At 55.7% G+C, this 21,251-nt stretch carries 17 protein-coding genes, 1 pseudogene and 1 riboswitch; of the genes and pseudogenes, 9 read left to right on the top strand and 9 right to left on the bottom strand.

The genetic code is table 11. The features are described 5' to 3' along the window. Positions 1-2: 2 nt before the first annotated feature. The 6 genes and pseudogenes from ACJAXR_RS03275 to ACJAXR_RS03250 form a co-directional block, all read right to left on the bottom strand. A pseudogene (locus tag ACJAXR_RS03275) lies at positions 3-1,460 on the bottom strand (DEAD/DEAH box helicase); the annotation flags it as partial. A gap of 234 nt (positions 1,461-1,694) precedes the next feature. Beyond that, positions 1,695-2,465, bottom strand: a complete 771-nt coding sequence (locus ACJAXR_RS03270) for a substrate-binding periplasmic protein (protein ID WP_415056798.1) — start codon at positions 2,463-2,465, stop codon at positions 1,695-1,697. A gap of 37 nt (positions 2,466-2,502) precedes the next feature. After that, complete coding sequence (gene metF, locus ACJAXR_RS03265; RefSeq protein WP_415056797.1) at positions 2,503-3,348, bottom strand: methylenetetrahydrofolate reductase [NAD(P)H]; 846 nt, start codon at positions 3,346-3,348, stop codon at positions 2,503-2,505. A 64-nt stretch (positions 3,349-3,412) separates the two neighbouring features. Next, entirely contained in the window at positions 3,413-4,819 is a 1,407-nt protein-coding gene (ahcY, locus tag ACJAXR_RS03260) for an adenosylhomocysteinase (protein ID WP_415056796.1), read from the bottom strand. 21 nt (positions 4,820-4,840) lie between these two features. Next, a riboswitch (S-adenosyl-L-homocysteine riboswitch) is annotated at positions 4,841-4,935 on the bottom strand. A 13-nt stretch (positions 4,936-4,948) separates the two neighbouring features. After that, on the bottom strand, positions 4,949-6,139 hold the full coding sequence (gene metK / locus ACJAXR_RS03255; RefSeq protein ID WP_415056795.1) for a methionine adenosyltransferase: 1,191 nt from the start codon (positions 6,137-6,139) through the stop codon (positions 4,949-4,951). Next, positions 6,136-7,149: an ArsR/SmtB family transcription factor gene (locus ACJAXR_RS03250; protein ID WP_415056794.1), complete on the bottom strand. Its 1,014-nt coding sequence runs from the start codon at positions 7,147-7,149 to the stop codon at positions 6,136-6,138. The genes metK and ACJAXR_RS03250 overlap by 4 nt, the downstream gene beginning before the upstream one ends. Positions 7,150-7,370: 221 nt before the next feature. On the opposite strand from ACJAXR_RS03250, the gene tkt reads away from it, so the two are divergent. The 7 genes from tkt (at position 7,371) to ACJAXR_RS03215 (ending at position 14,795) form a co-directional block, all read left to right on the top strand. Then, positions 7,371-9,368 carry a transketolase gene (tkt, locus tag ACJAXR_RS03245; protein WP_415056793.1) on the top strand — a complete coding sequence of 666 codons (1,998 nt, stop codon included), beginning with the start codon at positions 7,371-7,373 and terminating at the stop codon, positions 9,366-9,368. After that, positions 9,368-10,396 carry an erythrose-4-phosphate dehydrogenase gene (gene epd, locus ACJAXR_RS03240; RefSeq protein WP_415056792.1) on the top strand — a complete coding sequence of 343 codons (1,029 nt, stop codon included), beginning with the start codon at positions 9,368-9,370 and terminating at the stop codon, positions 10,394-10,396. The genes tkt and epd overlap by 1 nt, the downstream gene beginning before the upstream one ends. A gap of 67 nt (positions 10,397-10,463) precedes the next feature. After that, positions 10,464-11,639: a phosphoglycerate kinase gene (locus ACJAXR_RS03235; protein ID WP_415056791.1), complete on the top strand. Its 1,176-nt coding sequence runs from the start codon at positions 10,464-10,466 to the stop codon at positions 11,637-11,639. A 116-nt stretch (positions 11,640-11,755) separates the two neighbouring features. Continuing rightward, positions 11,756-12,820: a class II fructose-bisphosphate aldolase gene (gene fba / locus ACJAXR_RS03230; RefSeq protein ID WP_415056790.1), complete on the top strand. Its 1,065-nt coding sequence runs from the start codon at positions 11,756-11,758 to the stop codon at positions 12,818-12,820. A 37-nt stretch (positions 12,821-12,857) separates the two neighbouring features. After that, positions 12,858-13,133, top strand: a complete 276-nt coding sequence (locus tag ACJAXR_RS03225; RefSeq protein ID WP_415056789.1) for a hypothetical protein — start codon at positions 12,858-12,860, stop codon at positions 13,131-13,133. A 63-nt stretch (positions 13,134-13,196) separates the two neighbouring features. After that, positions 13,197-13,667: a hypothetical protein gene (locus tag ACJAXR_RS03220; protein WP_415056788.1), complete on the top strand. Its 471-nt coding sequence runs from the start codon at positions 13,197-13,199 to the stop codon at positions 13,665-13,667. A gap of 24 nt (positions 13,668-13,691) precedes the next feature. Beyond that, a complete protein-coding gene (locus tag ACJAXR_RS03215; protein ID WP_415056787.1) occupies positions 13,692-14,795 on the top strand; it encodes a PQQ-dependent sugar dehydrogenase in 1,104 nt (367 codons plus the stop codon). A gap of 30 nt (positions 14,796-14,825) precedes the next feature. Here ACJAXR_RS03215 and ACJAXR_RS03210 read toward each other — a convergent pair whose 3' ends face one another. The 3 genes from ACJAXR_RS03210 to ACJAXR_RS03200 all read right to left on the bottom strand — a co-directional run bounded on the left by ACJAXR_RS03210 (position 14,826) and on the right by ACJAXR_RS03200 (position 19,736). Continuing rightward, entirely contained in the window at positions 14,826-16,679 is a 1,854-nt protein-coding gene (locus tag ACJAXR_RS03210) for a diguanylate cyclase domain-containing protein (protein ID WP_415056786.1), read from the bottom strand. Next, a complete protein-coding gene (locus ACJAXR_RS03205) occupies positions 16,676-18,469 on the bottom strand; it encodes a 7TM diverse intracellular signaling domain-containing protein (protein ID WP_415056785.1) in 1,794 nt (597 codons plus the stop codon). Before ACJAXR_RS03205 ends, ACJAXR_RS03210 begins: the two co-directional genes overlap by 4 nt. Positions 18,470-18,668: 199 nt before the next feature. Further along, complete coding sequence (locus ACJAXR_RS03200; protein WP_415056784.1) at positions 18,669-19,736, bottom strand: AraC family transcriptional regulator ligand-binding domain-containing protein; 1,068 nt, start codon at positions 19,734-19,736, stop codon at positions 18,669-18,671. Between the two features lie 137 nt (positions 19,737-19,873). Here ACJAXR_RS03200 and ACJAXR_RS03195 point away from each other — a divergent pair, with 137 nt between their 5' ends. Both ACJAXR_RS03195 and ACJAXR_RS03190 read left to right on the top strand, forming a co-directional pair. After that, on the top strand, positions 19,874-21,082 hold the full coding sequence (locus ACJAXR_RS03195) for an alkane 1-monooxygenase (RefSeq protein WP_415056783.1): 1,209 nt from the start codon (positions 19,874-19,876) through the stop codon (positions 21,080-21,082). Then, a complete protein-coding gene (locus ACJAXR_RS03190) occupies positions 21,079-21,243 on the top strand; it encodes a rubredoxin (protein WP_415056782.1) in 165 nt (54 codons plus the stop codon). Before ACJAXR_RS03195 ends, ACJAXR_RS03190 begins: the two co-directional genes overlap by 4 nt. Positions 21,244-21,251 lie beyond the last annotated feature (8 nt).

Here is a 21,251-nt window from a genome sequence, read left to right as displayed (position 1 = left end):
GGCTTGCGTGGCGCATCGGATTGCGGGGTGCTCGGCACAATGCGGTTGCCGTGTGCCTGATGACGACGCTCTTCGCTCACGCTGTCCTGTGGCTCGTTGTTTGGGCGTGCTGCGCGGGGCGGCTGATTAGTGCGTGGCCGATCCGTACGAGGCTTTTCACCGCGCGGCTTGTCGCTGCGAGCTTTGTCGCCACGGGGTTTTTCACTGCGCGCCTGACCACGACCTGGCGCGGCCGCCGGACGTTGGCCACGGCCGTTGGACGGTGCGCCGCGGGCGCGTTCGGGGCGGTCGCTGTTCATCTCGGCTTGGGCAGGCGGCTCGAATCCAGCCAAACTACCCTCGTCGATTTTCTGCTTGGTCATTCGCTCGATGTCACGCAACAGCTTCTCTTCATCCGGGCTGACCAGCGATACAGCACCCCCGCTGCGACCCGCACGACCGGTACGACCAATACGGTGCACATAGTCTTCCGATACATTGGGGAGCTCAAAGTTGACTACGTGGGGCAATTGGTCGATATCCAGACCCCGGGCTGCGATGTCGGTAGCAACCAGAATTCGTAGTTTGTTGGCCTTGAAGTCGGCCAGCGCTTTGGTCCGTGCGCTCTGGCTCTTGTTGCCATGAATCGCTGCGGCCGGAAGACCGTTCTTGTCGAGATACTCGGCGAGGCGATTGGCGCCATGCTTGGTGCGAGTGAAAATCAATACCTGTTCCCATGCGCCCATGGTAATCAGGTGGGCGACCAGCGCACGTTTGTGGCCAGCCGGCACGCGGTACACGGTCTGTTCGATACGCTCGACAGTGGTGTTCGGCGGAGTGACCTGGATGCGTGCAGGGTTGTTCAACAGCTTGTTCGCCAGATCAGTAATATCCTTGGAGAATGTCGCCGAAAAAAGCAGGCTCTGCCGCTGGGATGGCAGCTTGGCAATGACTTTTTTCACGTCATGGACAAAGCCCATGTCGAGCATGCGGTCTGCTTCGTCAAGTACTAGAATTTCAACTTTTGACAGGTCCACGGCGCGCTGGCCGACCAGGTCAAGAAGTCGGCCCGGGCAAGCTACAAGAATATCGAGGCCGGGTGCAATCGCTTTCATCTGTGGATTAGCGCCGACGCCGCCGAATACACAGGCAGTCTTGATCGGTAGCTCGCCTCCGTAAGTACGAAAGCTTTCATGTACCTGGGCCGCGAGTTCGCGGGTGGGCGTCAGGACCAGTACGCGGACTTGCTTTGGTGCGCGGCGCTGGTTGGCGTCTGGTTTGCCAGCCGGATACAGCTTTTCAATGATCGGTAACGCAAACCCTGCGGTTTTGCCGGTGCCGGTCTGGGCTGCAACCATGAGGTCGCGGCCTTCGAGAACTGCGGGGATGGCCTGGGCCTGGACGGGGGTAGGGGAGGTGTAACCAGTGGCAGCAACGGCGCGCACAAGCACGTCGGACAAGCCGAGAGTAGCAAAGGACATTCAGATAACCCTGTGATGGCCGTTTGCGGAGCAAATATGTCCGTGCGGCCGATGATGTAGAAAATGAAGGAGTGATAGCCTAACAGAAATTCGACAAAACCGCAGCTAAAACCTGCCGGGCAGTATATTCAGCCCAGTAGCCACGACACTGACGCCGCAGGTAGGTACACCAGTGAGGCTTATCGGGTCGGCACGACTGCATGCGCCTGCGGCGCTCACCGTACCCCTGATAGGTTAATCAGGGGTAGCGAGAGTGAGCTTGCCATCGACGCTTTCCAGATGATACTGACGCAGGATATGGCTGTACGCATCAGTTTTTTTGAAGGCCTTTAGTGCCTTTGAAAAAGCACGCGCTGGTTCTTCCCAGGTCGATGTACGGTTAAATACCAGATAGAACTCGCTGTGACTTAGGGGTATGGGGTGATAGCTGACACGATGGTCGATGCCCAGTGCCCTGCTGGTATAAACACCGACTGGGCGGCTCAAGGCAACCAAGTCCACTCGGCCGCGCACCAGCTTTTGCAGGTTGGCCTCAAAAGTTGGGGCTGGCTCGCGCCGAAAGGTATCAGAGGTAACGAACCGGTGGTTGTTATAAAGGTACCCAGGAGACACACCAACGACCAAACCACTCAGGTCATCGATGTTCCTGTAAGCAAGCGGTCGATCCATAGCGTAAAACAACATGGTTTCGTGGCTGGAAAGGGGCTCGTCGGTAAATAGATACGTTTTCAGGTGAATTGGGTGAGGCGCGATATCCAAGATCGCGTCTGCACTGCCGTCCTCCGCTTCACGTAACACTCGACGCCAGGGCATCAGGCTCCATTCCACCTGATAGCCAAGTTGGCTGAGCAGGTATTCGGTCACGTCCTTGTCGGCGCCTTTGATATGCCCGTTTTCAGCGTAAATAAAGGGAGGCCACTCTTCACTGACAATGCGCAGAGGTTCCGCATTGACCCAGCTGCCCAGCAATAGTGAAGATAGCAGCAAGACTGTTTTTAGCTTCATATTTAGGCAACCGGTGTGTGCAAAAATAAAAATCAGCTCAGCCGCCGTGCAAGTTCCGCCACACTGCAAGACTTGGCTCCGCCTGGTTCAGTGTATAAAAATGCAGGCTTGGTGCGCCGCCGTCAATCAGCCGTTGGCATAACTGAGTGATCACGTCGGTTCCGAAAGCGGCGATGCTCTCGCTATCATCACCGTAGGATTCGAGTTGCTTGCGAATCCAGCGCGGGATTTCTGCGCCACAGGCATCCGAGAACCGGGCGAGCTTGCTGTAGTTGGTTATCGGCATGATGCCCGGAACTATGGGTATTTCCACTCCAGCCTTGCGGGCACGTTCGACGAAATGGAAATAGCAGTCGGCATTGAAAAAGTATTGGGTGATTGCGCTGTCTGCGCCGGCGTTGGCTTTGCGCACGAAGTTGTCGAGGTCGGCGTCAAAGTGTCTGGCCTGGGGATGCGCTTCGGGGTAGGCAGCTACTTCGATATGGAAGTGATCGCCGGTCTCCTTGCGTATAAATTCGACCAATTCGTTGGCATAACGCAATTCGCCTGACGCTTGGCCCATGCCTGAGGGCAGGTCGCCTCGCAGGGCAACTATGCGCTTGATGCCCGCTTCGCGGTATTCGCCGAGCAGGCTGCGCAGATCTTCCTTGCTGTCGCCCACACAGGATAGATGAGGTGCGGCAGGCACCTTTACCTCCTGATCGAGTTGCAGCACGGTATTGCGCGTACGATCCCGGGTTGAACCCCCGGCACCGTAAGTGACGGAAAAGAATTCGGGGTTTTGCTCTGCCAGCACGTGGGCGGCAGCAATCAGCTTTTCATGCCCTGCGTCGGTCTTGGTCGGGAAGAATTCAAAGCTGACGTGATTAGTGTGTTCGGTCATTGCAGTTCCTTGGGAGCTACTAACGCCAGACGGCGTGCCGCGGGGGCACACCGGCTGTCGTTGTTTAGTAGCGGTAGCTGTCGGGCTTGAAGGGGCCTTCGACTTCAACGCCGATATAATCGGCTTGGATTTTAGTCAGCTGGGTGATGACGCCACCGAAGCCCTTGACCATTTCCAGTGCAACTTCTTCGTCGAGCTTCTTCGGCAGAACCATCAAGGTAATGTTTTTGGCCTTTTCTGTAGCAGGCAGATCGGCGAATTTTTCGTTATACAGATGAATCTGTGCCAGCACCTGGTTGGCAAAAGAGCCGTCCATGATCCGGCTTGGGTGTCCGGTGGCGTTGCCCAGATTGACCAGACGACCTTCGGCCAGCAGGATCAAATAATCATCGTTCTGTACGTCGATATCCTTGCCGGTGCGGTGGATCTTGTGTACCTGCGGCTTGACCTCTTCCCAGCCCCAGTGCTTACGCATGAAGGCGGTGTCGATCTCATTGTCAAAGTGACCAATGTTGCAAACAATCGCACGTTTCTTAAGTGCTTTGAGCATGCCTGCGTCGCATACGTTGGCGTTGCCGGTAGTGGTTACGATGACGTCGATCTTGCCCAGCAGTGCGGCGTCCACACTGGCTTCGGTGCCGTCGTTGATGCCATTCAGGTAAGGCGACACGACTTCATAACCGTCCATACAGGCCTGCATCGCGCAGATCGGGTCACACTCGGTCACCTTGACGATCATGCCTTCTTGGCGCAGGGACGCAGCGGAACCTTTACCTACATCGCCGTAGCCGACAACCAGGGCTTGTTTGCCAGACATCAAATGGTCAGTGGCGCGCTTAATGGCATCGTTGAGACTGTGACGGCAACCATATTTGTTGTCGTTCTTGCTCTTGGTGACCGAGTCATTGACGTTGATCGCCGGAATTTTCAGCGTGCCGTCTCTCAGCATTTCCTGCAGACGATGCACACCGGTGGTGGTTTCTTCAGTCACGCCATGGACGCGCTCAAGCACCTGTGGGTATTTCTCATGCAGGATCTGGGTCAGATCGCCGCCATCGTCCAGAATCATGTTTGCATCCCAAGGCTTGCCATCCTTGAGAATAGTCTGCTCGATACACCACTCGTACTCTTCATCTGTTTCGCCCTTCCAGGCGAATACCGCAACACCCTTAACAGCAAGGGCTGCGGCGGCTTGGTCCTGCGTCGAGAAAATATTACATGAAGACCAGCGTACTTCAGCTCCCAGGGAGGTGAGGGTTTCGATCAGCACTGCGGTCTGGATGGTCATATGGATGCAGCCGAGAACCTTCGCGCCCTTGAGAGGCTGCTCGACATTGTATTTACGGCGCATTGCCATCAATGCCGGCATTTCAGACTCGGCGATGATGATTTCACGGCGGCCCCAGTCGGCCAGTGATATATCCGCTACTTTGTAGTCGGCTACTTCTTTATGTTTCATGACAGCACTCATGCGATTACTCCATTCGTCGTTAGCGAATGGGCGCGGTTAGGTGTTTAGTGACAACATCCGAGCCTGACGACACTGTGGCGTAGATACGCCCGGTCGCTGCAGCGCCCCTCGGATGGGGTCAGAATAGGTTTACAGTCCGGCGTCGGCCTTCAAAGCTTCAGCACGGTCAGTCTTCTCCCAGGGGAAGGTAGTGAAAGTATCGCCTTTCACTGTGATTTCCTCCGGGGTGCGGCCAAAGTGACCATAGGCCGCAGTCGCTCGATACATCGGGTGCAGCAGGTCGAGCATGCGCGTGATGGCATATGGACGCAGATCGAAGTGTTCACGCACCAGTTGTATGATCTTGTCGTCGCTGATCTTACCGGTACCAAAAGTATTGATCGACATCGACGTCGGTTGGGCTACGCCAATGGCGTAGGACACCTGTATTTCGCATCGCTCGGCGAGTCCTGCCGCGACAATATTCTTGGCCACGTAACGCCCAGCGTAGGCTGCGCTGCGGTCAACCTTGGACGGGTCCTTGCCTGAGAATGCGCCGCCGCCGTGCCGTGCCATGCCACCATATGTATCGACAATGATCTTGCGGCCGGTCAGGCCGCAATCGCCCACTGGACCGCCGATGACGAACTTGCCGGTCGGGTTGATATGGTATTGGGTGTCAGCATGCAGCAGTTCGGCCGGAATGACATGGCGGATGATATTCTCCATCACCGCTTCGCGCAGGTCGCTCAGGCTGATTTCTGGATTGTGCTGGGTGGAGAGGACAATCGCATCAATACCCACGACCTTACCGTTGTCGTAGCGGCAGGTAACCTGGGACTTCGCGTCCGGACGCAGCCAGGAGAGGGTGCCGTTTTTGCGGATCTCTGCCTGACGTTCGACTAGGCGGTGGGCAAAGGTAACCGGCGCAGGCATCAATACATCGGTTTCGTTGCTGGCATAGCCGAACATCAATCCCTGGTCGCCGGCACCCTGATCTTCGGGTTTCTGGCGGTCTACGCCTTGGGCGATGTCGGGCGACTGTTTACCGATGATGTTGATCACGCCACAGGTATCACCGTCGTAGCCCACCTCAGAAGAGGTATAGCCAACATCCTTGATTACGTTGCGAACCAGGTCTTCCAGATCGACCCAGGCGCTGGTAGTGACTTCGCCGCCGACAATGGCAACGCCGGTTTTCACCATGGTTTCGCAGGCGACGCGTGCGTGCTTGTCTTCGCTGATGATAGCGTCAAGCACGGCATCGGAAATCTGATCTGCCAGCTTATCCGGATGGCCTTCGGAGACCGATTCGGAGGTGAATAACGAGTAGTCGCTCATGGTGCCGTACCTCTTGTTGACAATTCGGGTGTGAAATAGTGTTGCAGTTGTATCTGGAAACCGTTGCGCAGTCCGATATACAGACTGCCGCCCGGTACCAGACCTGCGTCAATAGCCCAACGGTTCAGGTCGTCCTGATCGAAACCCAGCCAGAGGTCGCCGCAGGTGTCGCGCACCCAGCTTTGATCGTGGCTGCACAGTTCGGTCAGAATTAGACTGCCGCCGGGCTTGAGTAGCTGAGTGAAGCGCTTCAGTGCTTCCGCTGGGGCCGGCATGTGATGCAGGACCATATTAGATACAACGCAATCAGCCAGCGGCAGTGTTGGCTGGGCGGCCAGGGCGTCAGCAAGCAGGCACTCGACGTTGTCCAGCCCGGCGTCTGCGCATTGCTGACGCGCTCGGTCGAGCATAGAGGCTGCGTTGTCGAGTCCTATTACTCGATCGAAGCGTGCAGCCAGGTCCGGCAGGAACCCGCCTTCCCCTGGCCCTACTTCGATGGCCTGCTGGTGAGCGGGTAGACGTAAGCCGTCAATCAGTCCCAGCAATGGCTCTCGATACAGTCCGAAATGCGCAATAAGGTCTTGCTGGGCTGACGTACCATCAGCGAAACGAGCAAAAAATTGGCGAGACATGTCCGCGCGCTGGCTGTGGATAACATTGATTGCCTGTTGCAGATCGGTACCCAGTGGCAGTTCGTCTAGGCCGTTGAGCAGCTGCTCATGCACACCTGACCAACGTTTCGTAGCATCAGGCAGACTGCGCCGGTAAAAAATTGAATTCCCTTCGCGCCGGGTGCGAACTAGCCCCGCATTAGCCAGCACCTTCAGATGATGGCTCATGCCTGATTGACGCATAGCGAAAATTTGCGCCAATTCCAATACGCCAAAAGAGTCGTTGCGCAACGCACGCAGGATGTCCAGGCGTAATGAATCGCCAGCGGCCTTGCATAGTGCGGCCAATGGGTCGGTGAGGCTGGGCAAGGTGGATGCGAGCTGCGCGTTCTGTGTCATGACAGCAGTGTAGGCGGGCAGGAGGGCGCGCGCAATACCTATATCAAAATAATTTGATATAGGATTCTAGAGTGCAGGTGGCAACTGAATGGCACCCGGGTGGATCACTAACGGGGGTTTTCATTGCCCGTTGGCGTCGTTTGCGCGAAAATGCCCGCCCTTGCAACTGGTCGAAGATTATCCGTCGGCCAGTCAAACTGTCTGTCTCACAGGAGTTACCCATGCCCAGCCGTCGTGACCGAGCCAATGCCATCCGTGCCCTCAGCATGGATGCGGTGCAGAAAGCCAATAGCGGCCATCCCGGTGCGCCAATGGGCATGGCCGATATCGCCGAAGTATTGTGGCGTGACTATATGAAGCACAACCCGCTCAACACCCAATGGGCCGACCGTGATCGTTTTGTACTATCCAACGGGCACGGCTCTATGCTGATCTATTCGCTGTTGCATCTGACCGGCTACGACCTGTCGATTGACGAACTGAAGAATTTTCGCCAACTGCACAGCAAGACACCAGGCCACCCTGAATACGGCTATACACCAGGCGTGGAGACCACGACCGGTCCGCTAGGCCAAGGCCTGGCGAATGCAGTCGGTTTCGCGCTGGCCGAGAAGATCATGGCAGCACAGTTCAACCGGCCCGGCCATGATGTGGTTGATCATCATACCTATGTATTCATGGGCGATGGTTGCCTGATGGAAGGTATCTCTCACGAGGTCTGCTCGCTGGCCGGTACCTTGGGACTGAATAAGTTGGTCGGCTTTTATGATGACAACGGCATTTCAATCGACGGTGATGTACAGGGCTGGTTTACTGACGATACGCCCAAGCGTTTTGAATCCTACGGTTGGTTGGTCATTCGTAACGTCGACGGCCACGATGCGGATGAGATCAAGATGGCGATCGATACAGCCCGCAACAGTGATAAACCGACTCTGATTTGCTGCAAGACCATCATCGGTTTTGGCTCGCCGAACAAGCAAGGTAAGGAAGAATCCCACGGTGCTGCGTTAGGTGTTGACGAAATTGCTCTGACCCGGGAGCAGCTGGGCTGGAAACACGGACCTTTCGAGATTCCGGACAATATTTACGCCGAGTGGGACGCACGCCAGGCTGGTAGTCAGATGGAGCAACAGTGGAATCAGCGTTTCGCAGCTTATCAGATTGAGTTTCCTGAGCTGGCTACAGAGTTCTTGCGTCGCATGGCCGGTGATCTCCCCGCTGACTTCTCCGAGAAGGCTTCTGCATTCATTCGCGACGTGGCTACCAAGGGTGAGTCGATCGCCAGCCGTAAAGCCAGTCAGAACTCACTTAATGCATTCGGTCCTTTGTTGCCGGAATTACTCGGTGGCTCGGCTGATCTGGCCGGCTCAAACCTAACCTTGTGGAAAGGCTGCAAGGGGGTGACGAAGGATGATGCCTCCGGCAATTACCTGTATTACGGTGTGCGCGAGTTCGGCATGAGCGCGATCATGAACGGCGTTGCGCTGCATGGCGGTCTTATCCCTTATGGCGCGACCTTCCTGATGTTTATGGAATACGCCCGAAATGCAGTGCGCATGTCGGCGCTGATGAAGGTTCGGGTGCTGTATGTGTTTACTCATGACTCGATCGGTCTGGGTGAAGACGGTCCAACGCATCAACCGGTGGAGCAGCTGACCAGCCTGCGCAGTACGCCAAATTTAGACACTTGGCGTCCCGCTGATGCCGTCGAAGCGGCTGTCGCCTGGAAGTATTCGATCGAACGCAAGGGTGGACCCAGTGCCCTGATCTTTTCGCGGCAGAATCTGCCGCATCAACTGCGTGATAATGAGACCGAAGCGGCTATCGCCCGAGGGGGTTATGTGCTCAAGGCCTGTGAAGGCGAGCCGCAGTTGATCCTTATCGCTACTGGCTCCGAAGTTGGGTTGGCAATGCAAGCGCATGGGAAGTTGACCGAGCAGGGTTACCGAGTACGGGTAGTATCTGTGCCCTGTACCAGCGTGTTCGATCAGCAGGACGCCGAGTACCGCCAGGCTGTGTTGCCGCTGGAAGTGGGTGCTCGCATCGCGATAGAAGCCGGCCACGGCGACTTCTGGTACAAATACGTGGGTCTCGACGGTCGGGTCATCGGTATGAATACCTTTGGTGAATCTGCGCCGGCATCTGCGCTGTTTGAGGAGTTCGGCTTTACCCTGGAGAATGTGCTGGCAGTAGCCGACGAGTTGCTCGAAGAGTGATGCCAAAACCTGCTCCTTTTCGTATCGCCCTGAATGGTTACGGCCGGATAGGGCGCTGCGTGCTGCGTGCGTTGCACGAGCGCGGCGGCGAAAGTATGCAGATTGTTGCGCTGAACGATCTCGCTGATCAGGCTAGTATCGAGTATTTGACGCGTTTCGACTCAACCCATGGCCGTTTTCCGGGCAGGGTGTCAGTCGACGGCAATAACCTGATGGTTGACGGTGAGCCTATTCAAGTGCTGCGTCAGACGGAGCCGGAAGGTATTGACTGGCGGGCACTGAATATCGATATGCTGCTGGAGTGCTCGGGGCAATACACCACCCGGGAAGACGCCATGCGCTTCACTAATGCCGGGATTCCTCGGGTGTTGTTTTCTCAGCCGATGGCCAATGCGGAGGCTGTGGACGCCACCATTGTTTTCGGGGTCAATGAAACGCAGCTGGACGACAGTTCCCGGCTGGTGTCCAACGCATCCTGCACAACCAATTGCAGCGTGCCTCTGCTTAAACTGCTTAACGAGCAAATCGGGCTGGAGTATGTGTCGATTACTACTATTCATTCGGCGATGAATGACCAGCCGGTGATCGACGCTTACCACCATGATGATTTGCGGCGAACGCGGTCGGCTTTCCAGTCGATGATCCCGGTATCCACTGGTCTGGCGCGGGGCATTGAACGACTTCTGCCGGAGCTGTCTGGTCGTGTTCAGGCCAAAGCGATAAGGGTACCAACGGTCAATGTGTCGGCATTGGACATAACCTTGCAGACATCTCGGGATACCAGCGCGGAGGAAATCAATCAATTGCTGGCGCAGGCCGCTCGCGGAGCGTACCGGGGTCTGCTTGACTATACCGAGCTGCCCCACGCCAGCTGCGACTTCAATCATGATCCCCACTCGGCGATTGTGGATGGTAGTCAGACGCGAGTGTCTGGTCCGCGGATGGTCAACCTGCTGGTCTGGTTCGATAACGAGTGGGGCTTCGCCAACCGGATGATCGACGTGGCGCAATACTGGTTGCGAAGATGAGTATGGCGTACTCCCGAGCGCGGATTCAGTAATAGATAACTTTGTATTTCACAACAAGGAGCCGGTAATGAGCGTATTGACGATGGCCGAGCTGGATTTGAAGAATCAGCGTGTGCTGATTCGCGAGGATCTGAACGTGCCGGTCAAGGATGGCAAGGTGCAAAGCGATGCGCGTATTCTGGCGGCGTTGCCGACAATCAAGCGCGCCCTGGAGCAGGGCGCCGCGGTGATGGTCTGTTCGCACCTCGGACGCCCCGAAGAGGGCGTATTAACCGAGGCGGACAGTCTTGCCCCGGTCGCTGCTTATCTGAGCAAGACGCTGGGTCGCGATGTACCGCTGATCCGCAACTACCTTGCAGGGGTTGAAATTGAGCCAGGCGAGCTGGTGTTGCTCGAGAACGTGCGGTTCAATCGTGGTGAAAAGAAAAATAATGATGAATTGGCACAGCAGTATGCGGCGCTGTGTGACGTTTTTGTCATGGATGCCTTTGGTACGGCCCATCGGGCTCAGAGCTCTACCCATGGGGTAGCCAAGTTTGCCCGGGTAGCTTGTGCTGGCCCGCTTCTGGCTGCCGAGTTGGATGCGCTGGGCAAGGCGCTCAAGTCACCGGCCAGACCCATGGCCGCCATCGTTGCCGGATCGAAGGTTTCCACCAAGTTAGAGGTGCTTAATGCCTTGTCCGAGAAGTGTGATCAATTGATTGTCGGCGGTGGTATTGCCAATACTTTCCTAGCTGCAGCCGGCTATCCGGTGGGTAAATCACTGCATGAAGCAGACTTGCTGGATACTGCTCGAGACATAGCCGCTCGTGTCAGCGTACCCTTGCCTACCGATGTAGTAGTGGCCAAGGCGTTCGCAGAGGATGCGCAGGCGACTGTTAAACTGATTGACGATGTGGCCGACGATGACATGATTCTCGATATTGGTCCGCAGACCGCCAAACATTTTGCCGAACTGCTCAAGTCCGCAGGCACTATTCTCTGGAATGGGCCTGTAGGTGTATTTGAGTTTGATCAGTTCGGCGAGGGTACTCGCGCACTGGCATTGGCAGTAGCCGAGAGCCCTGCGTTTTCCATAGCCGGTGGCGGTGACACATTGGCAGCCATCGACAAGTATGGCGTGGCGGATCGCATATCCTATATTTCGACCGGTGGCGGTGCTTTCCTGGAATTTGTCGAGGGTAAGGTGCTGCCTGCCGTACAGATACTTGAAGAGGCTGCAACGAGTCCCATCAAGCTGTGACGCTAAGTTCGTTGCGTGATGCTTAGCAGTCCAGTGTTGATGACAACTTGCAGCCAGGCCTCCGGTGCGGCAGTCTGATATTCATATTTTATAATTTTTTGTTCAGGAGAATATTCATGGCTCTTATTAGTATGCGCCAGATGCTGGATCACGCGGCCGAATTCGGTTATGGCGTGCCCGCTTTTAATATCAATAATCTGGAGCAGATGCGCGCCATTATGGAGGCAGCAGACAAGACCGATTCGCCGGTCATCGTCCAGGCCTCTGCAGGTGCTCGCAAATATGCTGGCGCGCCCTTCTTGCGCCATTTGATTCTGGCCGCGATCGAAGAATTTCCGCATATACCGGTATGCATGCATCAGGATCACGGCACCACCCCGGCGATCTGCCAGCGCTCAATCCAGCTGGGGTTTTCGTCGGTCATGATGGATGGCTCGCTGTGCGAGCTGGGCAAGAATCCGACCGAGTATGATTATAATGTTGATGTAACCCGTCGGACCGTCGAGATGGCTCACGCCTGTGGCGTATCGGTTGAGGGCGAGCTTGGCTGTCTGGGTAGTCTGGAAACCGGACAGGCCGGCGAAGAGGACGGCATCGGTGCGACGGGTATCCTGGACCACAGTCAGATGCTGACTGATCCCGAAGAAGCAGCTGATTTCGTCAAACGCACGCAGGTTGATGCATTGGCGATTGCTATAGGCACCAGTCACGGCGCCTATAAGTTCACCAAGCCGCCCACCGGTGACACGCTGGCAATTGATCAGATCAAGGCGATCCATGCGCGCATCCCCGACACCCATTTGGTCATGCATGGCTCTTCGTCTGTGCCGCAAGAGTGGCTGGCAATCATCAATCAGTATGGTGGCGACATCAAGGAAACCTATGGCGTCCCCGTTGAAGAGATTGTCGAGGGCATTAAGCATGGCGTACGCAAGGTCAATATCGATACGGACCTGCGTCTGGCATCGACTGGCGCCATGCGTCGGCTTATGGCGCAGAATCCGAGCGAGTTTGACCCACGCAAGTTCTTTGCTGAAACCGTCAAGGCCATGCGCGATATCTGTATCGCTCGTTATGAGGCGTTTGGCGCTGCCGGAAATGCTTCAAAGATCAAACCCGTCAGCCTGGAAGTCATGTATCAGCGTTACGCTACCGGTGAGCTGGATCCGAAGATCAATTGAATTGGCAGACTGATAATAGCTGATCGGAGGAGGGGGTATGAGCGCACCTGAAGAAGAACCGGATGAGATTTTTGCCCGGGAGAGACTGGTGGAAGCACTGGAGAATCAGCTTGCCGTTGACCAGCCCCCGGCAGCTCAGGCCACGTTGAACAAGCTGACACTGGTGGGCTACTCACGGGAAGATAGTATCGAACTGATGGCGCAGGTACTCGCGCACAGCATAGGTGTGATGCTCGACCGTGATACAGCCTTTGATATGTCTGCTTACGAGCAGGCGTTGCGCAACTTGCCCGAGCTACCCGAAACGACCTAATGAGCGGCTTTTGGTGTACCCGGGTAGCATGCAATCGGAACAACAAGAACAGGAATACAATCTATGTTATTGACGATCTTGCGGGTGATTTTCTTCTACCTGGTGTGCGTTTTGCTAGCGACCATATTGGGGACTGTTGCGCAGACCCAGCTTAATTTGTGGGAACTTCAGCAGCTCGGAGTACCCATCCCCGGGGCCGAACGACTGGCAACCACACTCGGTGATCTGAGTGGGTTTACACCCTTTTTCAGTGTCATGGTCGCCGCCGCATTTTTGCTGGCTCTGCCTGCGGCTCATGGTTTCGGCATGGTTTTCAAACCTTGGCGCTGGTTGCTGTTTTTTCTGGCGGGCGCAGTGGGTATCTGGGTGTCGTTCCTCGTCGCCAACTATGTATTGCCGATGCCGACCTTTATCGCCGCTACGCGTCATACCCCTGGACTACTGATCGTCATGGCAGCCGTAGGTATTGGCAGTTTGCTGTTTGGTCGGTTTACCCGCCCGCCAGCCAGACGCGGCTTGCGCGTTCTGGGCTGAGAATTGTCTTTTGGAGATTTGAGCATGAAGAGCAAAAGCGCTGTGCTGACTGCATCACTGGCAATGACCTTCGCGTCGGCCGTATATGCAGCGGACTATCAGATTGAAACAGTGGCACAGGGGCTGGAGTTTCCATGGTCCCTGGCTTTCCTACCCGACGGCGGCATGCTGGTGACTGAGCGCGCCGGAAGGTTGCGGTATATCAACGCCCAAGGTGAGCTGAATCCGGTCGCTATCGAAGGAGTGCCTGAGGCGTTCATTAGTGGTCAGGCAGGGTTGTTTGAGGTCGCACTTGATCCCGAGTACGCCAGCAATAGCCGGATTTTCTTGACCTATGCCTGTGGCACGCTGGAAGCAAACCATACCTGTTTGAGCAGCGCGACCTTCACGGCAACAGGTTTGGATAATGTCGACGAGCTATTTCGCGTCAAGCCTGCCAAAGCGGGTAATGCCCACTACGGTGGACGCATGGCCTTTTTGCCGGACCATACGTTGCTGCTGACGCTGGGCGACGGTTTTGATTACCGTGAAGAAGCGCAGAAGACGACTAGCCATTTGGGATCGATAGTACGTCTCAATCGTGACGGCTCAGTACCGGATAATAATCCCTATCTGGGCCAGAGCGGTGTGTTGCCAGAGCTATACAGTATCGGTCATCGCAGCGTACAGGGGATTATTTATGACGCGGAGAATGATCGCGTTCTGAGTCATGAGCATGGACCGCGCGGTGGTGATGAGCTTAATCTGATCAAGCCTGGCAATAATTATGGTTGGCCGAAGATCACCTATGGCGTGGACTACAACGGATCAATCATCAGCCCTTACACGTCGCTGCCGGGGCTCGAGCAACCGCTGGTGCAATGGACGCCTTCTATCGCCCCCTCAGGTATGACGCTTTATCGTGGTGAGCTCTTTCCTGCCTGGAAGGGCAGCATCATGGTGTCCGCGCTGGCGGCACGAAACGTGCGCAGAGTCGAGCTGGATGGTAACCGGGTCACTGCTCAAGAAACCCTTTTCGAGGAGCTGGGGACGCGCTTCCGTGATGTGCGCAGCGGGCCCGATGGCGCACTCTATCTGCTCACCGATGCGGCCCAAGGAAAGATTCTGCGGGTAGTACCTGCCAACTGAGGATGCGTATCGGGCTGGTCGCGGAGAAGCTTATAACGTTCTATTGCCGGTATCTGCCGGTGAGTGAAAGCTGACCCCGCCCCGGCCACTGCGCTTGCGCGAGTAACGTGCCATATCGGCCTGGCGCAGTAATGTTGGCATGTCCAGTTCGGCAGCATGGGTCAGTGTCACACCAATGTTTATCCCCAGTGAAATACTCTGATCATCTAATTCAATGTTTGGCGTGAAGGTGTCCAGTAGTCGCTCGGCAATCAATTGGGCCTGCTGAGTATCTGATACATCATCGGCTACCAACACGAACTCGTTACCTCCCAAGCGTGCTACAAAATCGGTCTCGCGGGCTACCTCTGCCAGTCGTTTAGCGACAGCACAGATAATTCTGTCGCCGGTATCATCGCCCAGTTGATCATTCAGCTGTTTGAATCCATCCATGTCGATCAGCATCACTGCTAACGGTGTATGCCGCCGCTTGCTTCTTCTCAAGGTCTGATTGATATGCAAATCCAGAGCGGCACGATTAGACATGCCTGTCAGCGGATCCTTGAGCGCCATGTTTCTCAGTTGTGCTTTAACGTCTTCTAGCTGCTGAGTGGATTCGAGTAACTGTTGTTGCGTGGCAGCGTGGGCGTTTTGCAGACCATCGATAGTGGCATTGCGTTCGTATAGCTGCTGTTTGCTCTCTGCATGAGTTCGGCTAGACAGCGCGATTGCGACAACAAGAAGACCTGCGGCGCTGCTGCCTTGTACGGCTAAATCGGTTAACAGGTATCCTGGCACGATGCCGGTTGCGCGCAGTGCGAACAAGGCGATGCTGAGTGCCATCAGGCCTGCACCTAGCAGGAAAAGGCTTGCCGCAGGAACCTGCTCTCTTATGGCCCGCACGATGCAGCAGATCGATAGTAGAGTGATCAGCAGCGCCAGCCAGGGCATGGCCCTGCTAATCCAGGCTGGAAACAGAAAAAAACCACCGAGCGCCATCAGGGAGCTGGTGATCGCCAGTATAGTCAGCAAGCTTCGCCAGACGTCAGGCCGATTGGCTCGGGTAAAGAGGTCACGTAGCAGCAGAGCGACGCATGCAGCGCCTGCCGTCAGGGCGAAGGGAAGCAGTCGGGTACCCCATTCGCCCGCCTGAGGCCAGAGATAGCGCCCGCCCAGTCCGGAGAAGGCTGTCACGCTCAGCACGAAGAACAGCACATAGCTGCCGTACAATACATAGTGGCGCTTGCGCTGCAAACCGCCAATCGACAGGTACAGTAAGCCCAGACCCAGCATTAAACCGCAGTACAGCATGATCATCGCGGTACTGCTGACGCTGTGACTTGCAAAGGCCGCACTGTTCCAGATTTGGCTGGTAATCCCAAGATTGCCAACGGATTTGGCACTCAGATACAGTGTCTTTTGCTCTCCGGGCGCCAAGCGAAGCGTGAAGGCCGGATTACGATGAACGAAGTCGCGTTGAGCGAGGGGCACGCCCAGACCACTAAGCCTTTCAGGCTGGCCTGACTCGAACAGAACAACCCTGCTAAGGGATGAATAAGGGAAATAAAGATGCCAGATCATTTCCCTTTGAGCTGCAGACGCGATGTCTATCTTCATCCAGAGTACATCGGAACTGTAACCAAAATGCATGCTGCTGTAATTGGACGCGGAGGTCCACGCTCCGGGTCCCGAAAGGATCTCCTCAAAGCTCGTATCACTTCGGGTGCGACGAAGTTCCATCCAGGGTTGTAGGTCCAGACCTTGCTCGGTGCCATCGAGTGTCAATAAAGTATGGCTTGGAAGTGAGGCGGACACCGGTGACGATAAAAGCATCACCAGAGTGCAGAGGGCAATTAAAGGTGCCCAGACAAGATATCGTCTTGCACCCCGTCGGATTATGCTCATGCATTGGTTCCCACTGGCAGGGAAGAGGTATGCAGTACTACCCCGTGCCGGCCGCTGCGCTTGCGTTGATACATAGCCTGATCGGCCTGACGCATTAATGTCTCTATGTCAGGTTCAATGCCGTTGCTCAGACTGATGCCCACACTGGCACCCACACTGACGCTGGCTCCATCGAGTTCCAGCGGCAAGCTCAAGGCATCGAGCAGCCTTTGGCCCTGCATTAACGCATCTTCCTGATCAATGATGCCCTCACTGATTAATATGAATTCATCACCACCTAGACGCGCCACCAAGTCAGTTTGCCGGGCACAACTCTTCAGGCGACCGGCGATGCTAATGAGTACCTGGTCGCCGATATCGTGCCCCAATTCGTCGTTGATTGCCTTGAACCCGTCAAGGTCGATGAGGATCAGCGCCAGCAGCTCCCTGCGGCGTTTAGTACGATGCATGGCCTGAGGTACGTGACGGGCCAGTGCGGAGCGATTACCTAGACCCGTTAATGGATCCTGCATGGCTAACAGTTCGAGCCGCTTGTTGGCAGCGGCCAGCTCTTCGGTTCGCTCGGCGACACGCAGCGCAAGGACACGCTCTTGATGGACCAGGGCCTGAACAACCTGTTTTTGTGATGAGAGCGCCTGCAGCTGGGCCTGCTCCTTGAGCCGCTTGAGTTCGTTAAACCGGGCTGCGAGGCCTAGCGATAGCAGAAGCATTTCGACTGCCGAGCCAATCTGCATGGCGTTGACTGTAATGACGTTGGACGGAATCAGACCAAAATTGCGCAGCGCCAGAAGCATGCCGCCTACCAGCAGCATCAGCCAGGCGACGACAAAAATACGTGCCCCTGGAATGCCCTTTATGACGCAGACAATACCGGTGGCTAAGAGTACCAACGTCGTTGCCAGCCCAACGATGGACATCAGCTGCAGGGCAGGCTGGATGGCGATAAATAAGATTGCCAGCGTGGCCAGCATGGCAACCCAGGCAAACAACGCTAGAGCTGAATCAAGTGATGGGCTGCGCCTAGCCGTATCGAGAAAGGACCGGGTAAAGAGGACACCAACGGCAGCAGAGAGACATAAGCTGAACGGCAGAATACGGTTGCCATGCTCGCCCAGGGTCGGCCAGATAAATTGTGCACCCAGCCCGTTAATGGCTGCGACACCGGCACCGAAGGCAATTACGAAACAGACATACAGGAGGAAGGAGCGCTCACGGAGCACAGCGAATAACAGCAGATTGTAGATAGCCAGAGCTAGTAGCATGCCAAAGTAGATTGCCAACAGCGCATAGGTACCCTGACTATGCTCATAGAAGTGTTGAGCTTTCCATAACTGAAGATCCAGCGTGAGACTTCCTTCGGACTGGGCGGAGATGTACAGCGTGCGGGTTTCGCCCGGTTCAAGACGGACCATGAAAATAGGGTTGCGGTGCTTCATGTCTCGCTGCTGGTAAGGCAACGTGTCTCCCTGATGCTGGACTTCTCCGCCACCGGAACCGCCGCTAAAGAGGCTGACACGGTCCAAAGAGGGGTAGCGCATCTCCACTATCCAGTCGGTGTGTGTTTGCGCGGTGGACACAAGTTCGGTCTTGAACCAAACCCGGTCATGGGTATAGCCAAAGTTCAAGCCCGTGCGCTCGGACGCCGAGTGAAAAGCCGAGGTCTGGGCGATGATATCTTCCAGCCCCAAAGCGTGGCTAGGGTCGGATAGGTAGCTAATATGGGGCTGCAGATCGGATACCAACTCAGTAGTGTCGTCGACGATCAGCGGTTTCGCGGCGAATGCGGACAAGCTGGCCAGCAACAGCCAGATAAAGAGAAGAGCATGCGAAGCAGACCCGCATAAGGCCTGGCGGGGGAGTAAGATGGGCGGCGATAGCATATGCGAAATGTGACCTGAATCCCTGGTTTTTCATCATCGAAGACCGGCGTCTACTGCCGGACTGGTTTGATATTTCTATCAGTATGTTCCGTGATCCATCAACACTAAGTCAAGACTGTAGGTCTGCGCCACTACCCGCGTCAAACCTGGATGAAACTTGAGCTGCTTGCTGGCGAAAATCCCGTGGTGTTACCCCTAGCCAGCGGCGGAAAGTTCGGCTGAAATTGGTCGGGTCCAGGTAGCCTAGCCGTTCGGCCACACTTTCGATGCTCAAAGTGGTTTGCGATAGCAGCCAGCAGGCGAGATCGCAGCGAACATCGTCCAGCAGTGTCTGGTAGCGCACGCCCTCATCGTTGAGATGGCGTATCAACGTACGCGGTGCCATATGTTCGTGAACGGCCATCTGCTCGAGCGTGGGATACTGGTCAGTGCTGCCCAGCAGTCGCTGCTTGATCCGCTCGCTCAGGGATCCGCCGCGCACTAGCCGTTGTAGTTGGTTCTCGCAATCGCGAAGCGCTAGCCGCTCGGCATCAGGGTCAGCAGCCAGGCAGGGGCTGTCGAGATACCCCGAGGGTAACTCCAGGCGCAGTTGATCGCTACCGAACACGACTGTGCCGGCGACCTGGTGGTAGGCCTCGGAACCATCTGTTTCGGGCATAGGCCAATGCAGTGTGAGTTCCTGGTGCAGTGGTAATCCGGTTGCAGTCTCCAGTAGGCGCAAAATTGCTGTCGTGAAATGGCCGAGCAGATATTCGCGCAGTTCCGGCAGGATCAGGCGCTCATCAAGTACCAACATGGCTGAACTCTGCGGATCGATTCTGAATGCGGCAATGTTCTGGCGCAGGCTGGAATAGCGGTTGATGATGCCCACTGCTGAGCGCACATCATCGGTGACAATGCTGGCGTAGCCAGCCGCGCCATGGGCCGATACATCGGTGTGTCGACCCACCTCGATGCCCAGCCAGGAGCAGTCGCTGAGGGACAGCGCATGGAGAACCAGGCGATGCATCTGGTCGAAGCTGAGAAAGCGATTGTCATGGTGCAGCGTATGCCAGCTCAGGCGGGTTCCATGCAGGATCTGGAGATCGGAAAATCCACGACGCCTCAATTCGGCGCATATCAACCGCGCGTAAACCGGGTGAATCGACGGACTTAGCCAGATTTGCTGATTGAGCATGAACAGAGCCATCCTTGCATGAAGGTGTCACAATATGACGATTTATTGCCCGTTGCAACGGTAGGCGCCACATTGACGCGAGAGCATGATCAACGGGTAGCTGGTGAGTCCCGTGATAACAAAAAAAGGTAATCAAGATGAACACTGCCGCCCCTGCCCTCGAACCAAGCTCGGACTATATAGATCGTAAACGACACCTGTGGCTTTTTTCGCTGCTGGTTCCCTGTATCGCCCTTGTCGGTCCATTGATGTACCTGTTGGTGTCGCCCAAGTTGTTATGGCTCTGGCTACCAACGCTTTTTTCTTATGCGGTCATTCCAGTTCTTGACGCGATCATTGGAGAGGATCGAAGCAATCCACCAGAAGAGGCCGTCGCGGCATTGGAGGCAGATCGATATTATCGGTATGTCACTTATGCTCTGGTGCCCATTCTCTGGGCCAGCTTCCTGGTAAGTGTCATCTTCATTGGCACGCATGATCTGCCTTGGCATGGCGTGTTGGCCGTTGTGCTCGCCGCGGGAGGCACTCTGGGCTACGGATTGAATCTGGGCCACGAGATGGGCCACAAGAAGACGACCCTTGAGCGCTGGCTGGCAAAAGTCACACTGGCCCTTGGTTTTTACGGGCACTTCTTCGTGGAACATAACCGCGGACACCATCGGGACGTGGCGACGCCTATAGATCCTGCGTCATCACGCATGGGCGAAAGTATCTACCGTTTCGTTTTCCGCGAGATGCCCGGCGCGTTCTTTCGCGCTTGGGATCTGGAAGCTGAGCGGCTCGATCGGTGCGGGAAATCAGTATGGAGCCTGGAGAACGAGATTATCCAGCCAGCTCTGATAAGCGTAGCATTGTACGGCGTCCTGATTGCGTTTCTAGGTGTGGGAATTATTCCAGTACTGATGCTGATTGCGTTCTGGGGTGCGTTTCAACTGACTCAGGCCAATTATATTGAACATTATGGCTTGTTGCGCCAGCTTCAGCCCAATGGCCGATATGAGCGTTGCCAGCCCTATCATTCATGGAACAGCAATCATCTGTTCTCGAACTGGGCGTTGTTCCATCTGCAACGGCATTCTGATCATCACGCGCACCCGACCCGTCGCTACCAAGCACTGCGTGACTTTCCTGATTTGCCGCGCTTGCCGAACGGCTACTTCGGTATGTATCTGGTCGCCTTCATTCCTTCATGGTGGTTTAAAGTCATGGATAAACGTCTGCTGGAAGCGGTCGGTCATGATCCATCGAGGATCAATTTCGAGCCGGCCAAGCGTGAGCAGCTAATACGCCGCTATAACCTGAATAATGCGCAGACTTTTACCGCCGACTTAGAGGTCGCTGCATGAGCCAGTATGTGTGTCCTGAGTGCGGCTACCGTTACGACGAAGCGGTCGGAGATGCGCACATGGGCTTCGCCGCAGGCACGCCATGGGTTGACTTGCCCGAGGATTTTGTCTGCCCTGATTGCGCCATCAGTTACAAGGAAGACTTTACTCTTAGCAAGTAAAGTCGGGT

The sequence above is a fragment of the Halopseudomonas sp. genome (assembly GCF_047631575.1).
Classification (GTDB): domain Bacteria; phylum Pseudomonadota; class Gammaproteobacteria; order Pseudomonadales; family Pseudomonadaceae; genus Halopseudomonas.
Note: the sequence above shows the minus strand (reverse complement) of the source record. Positions and strands in the feature narration are given on the sequence as shown.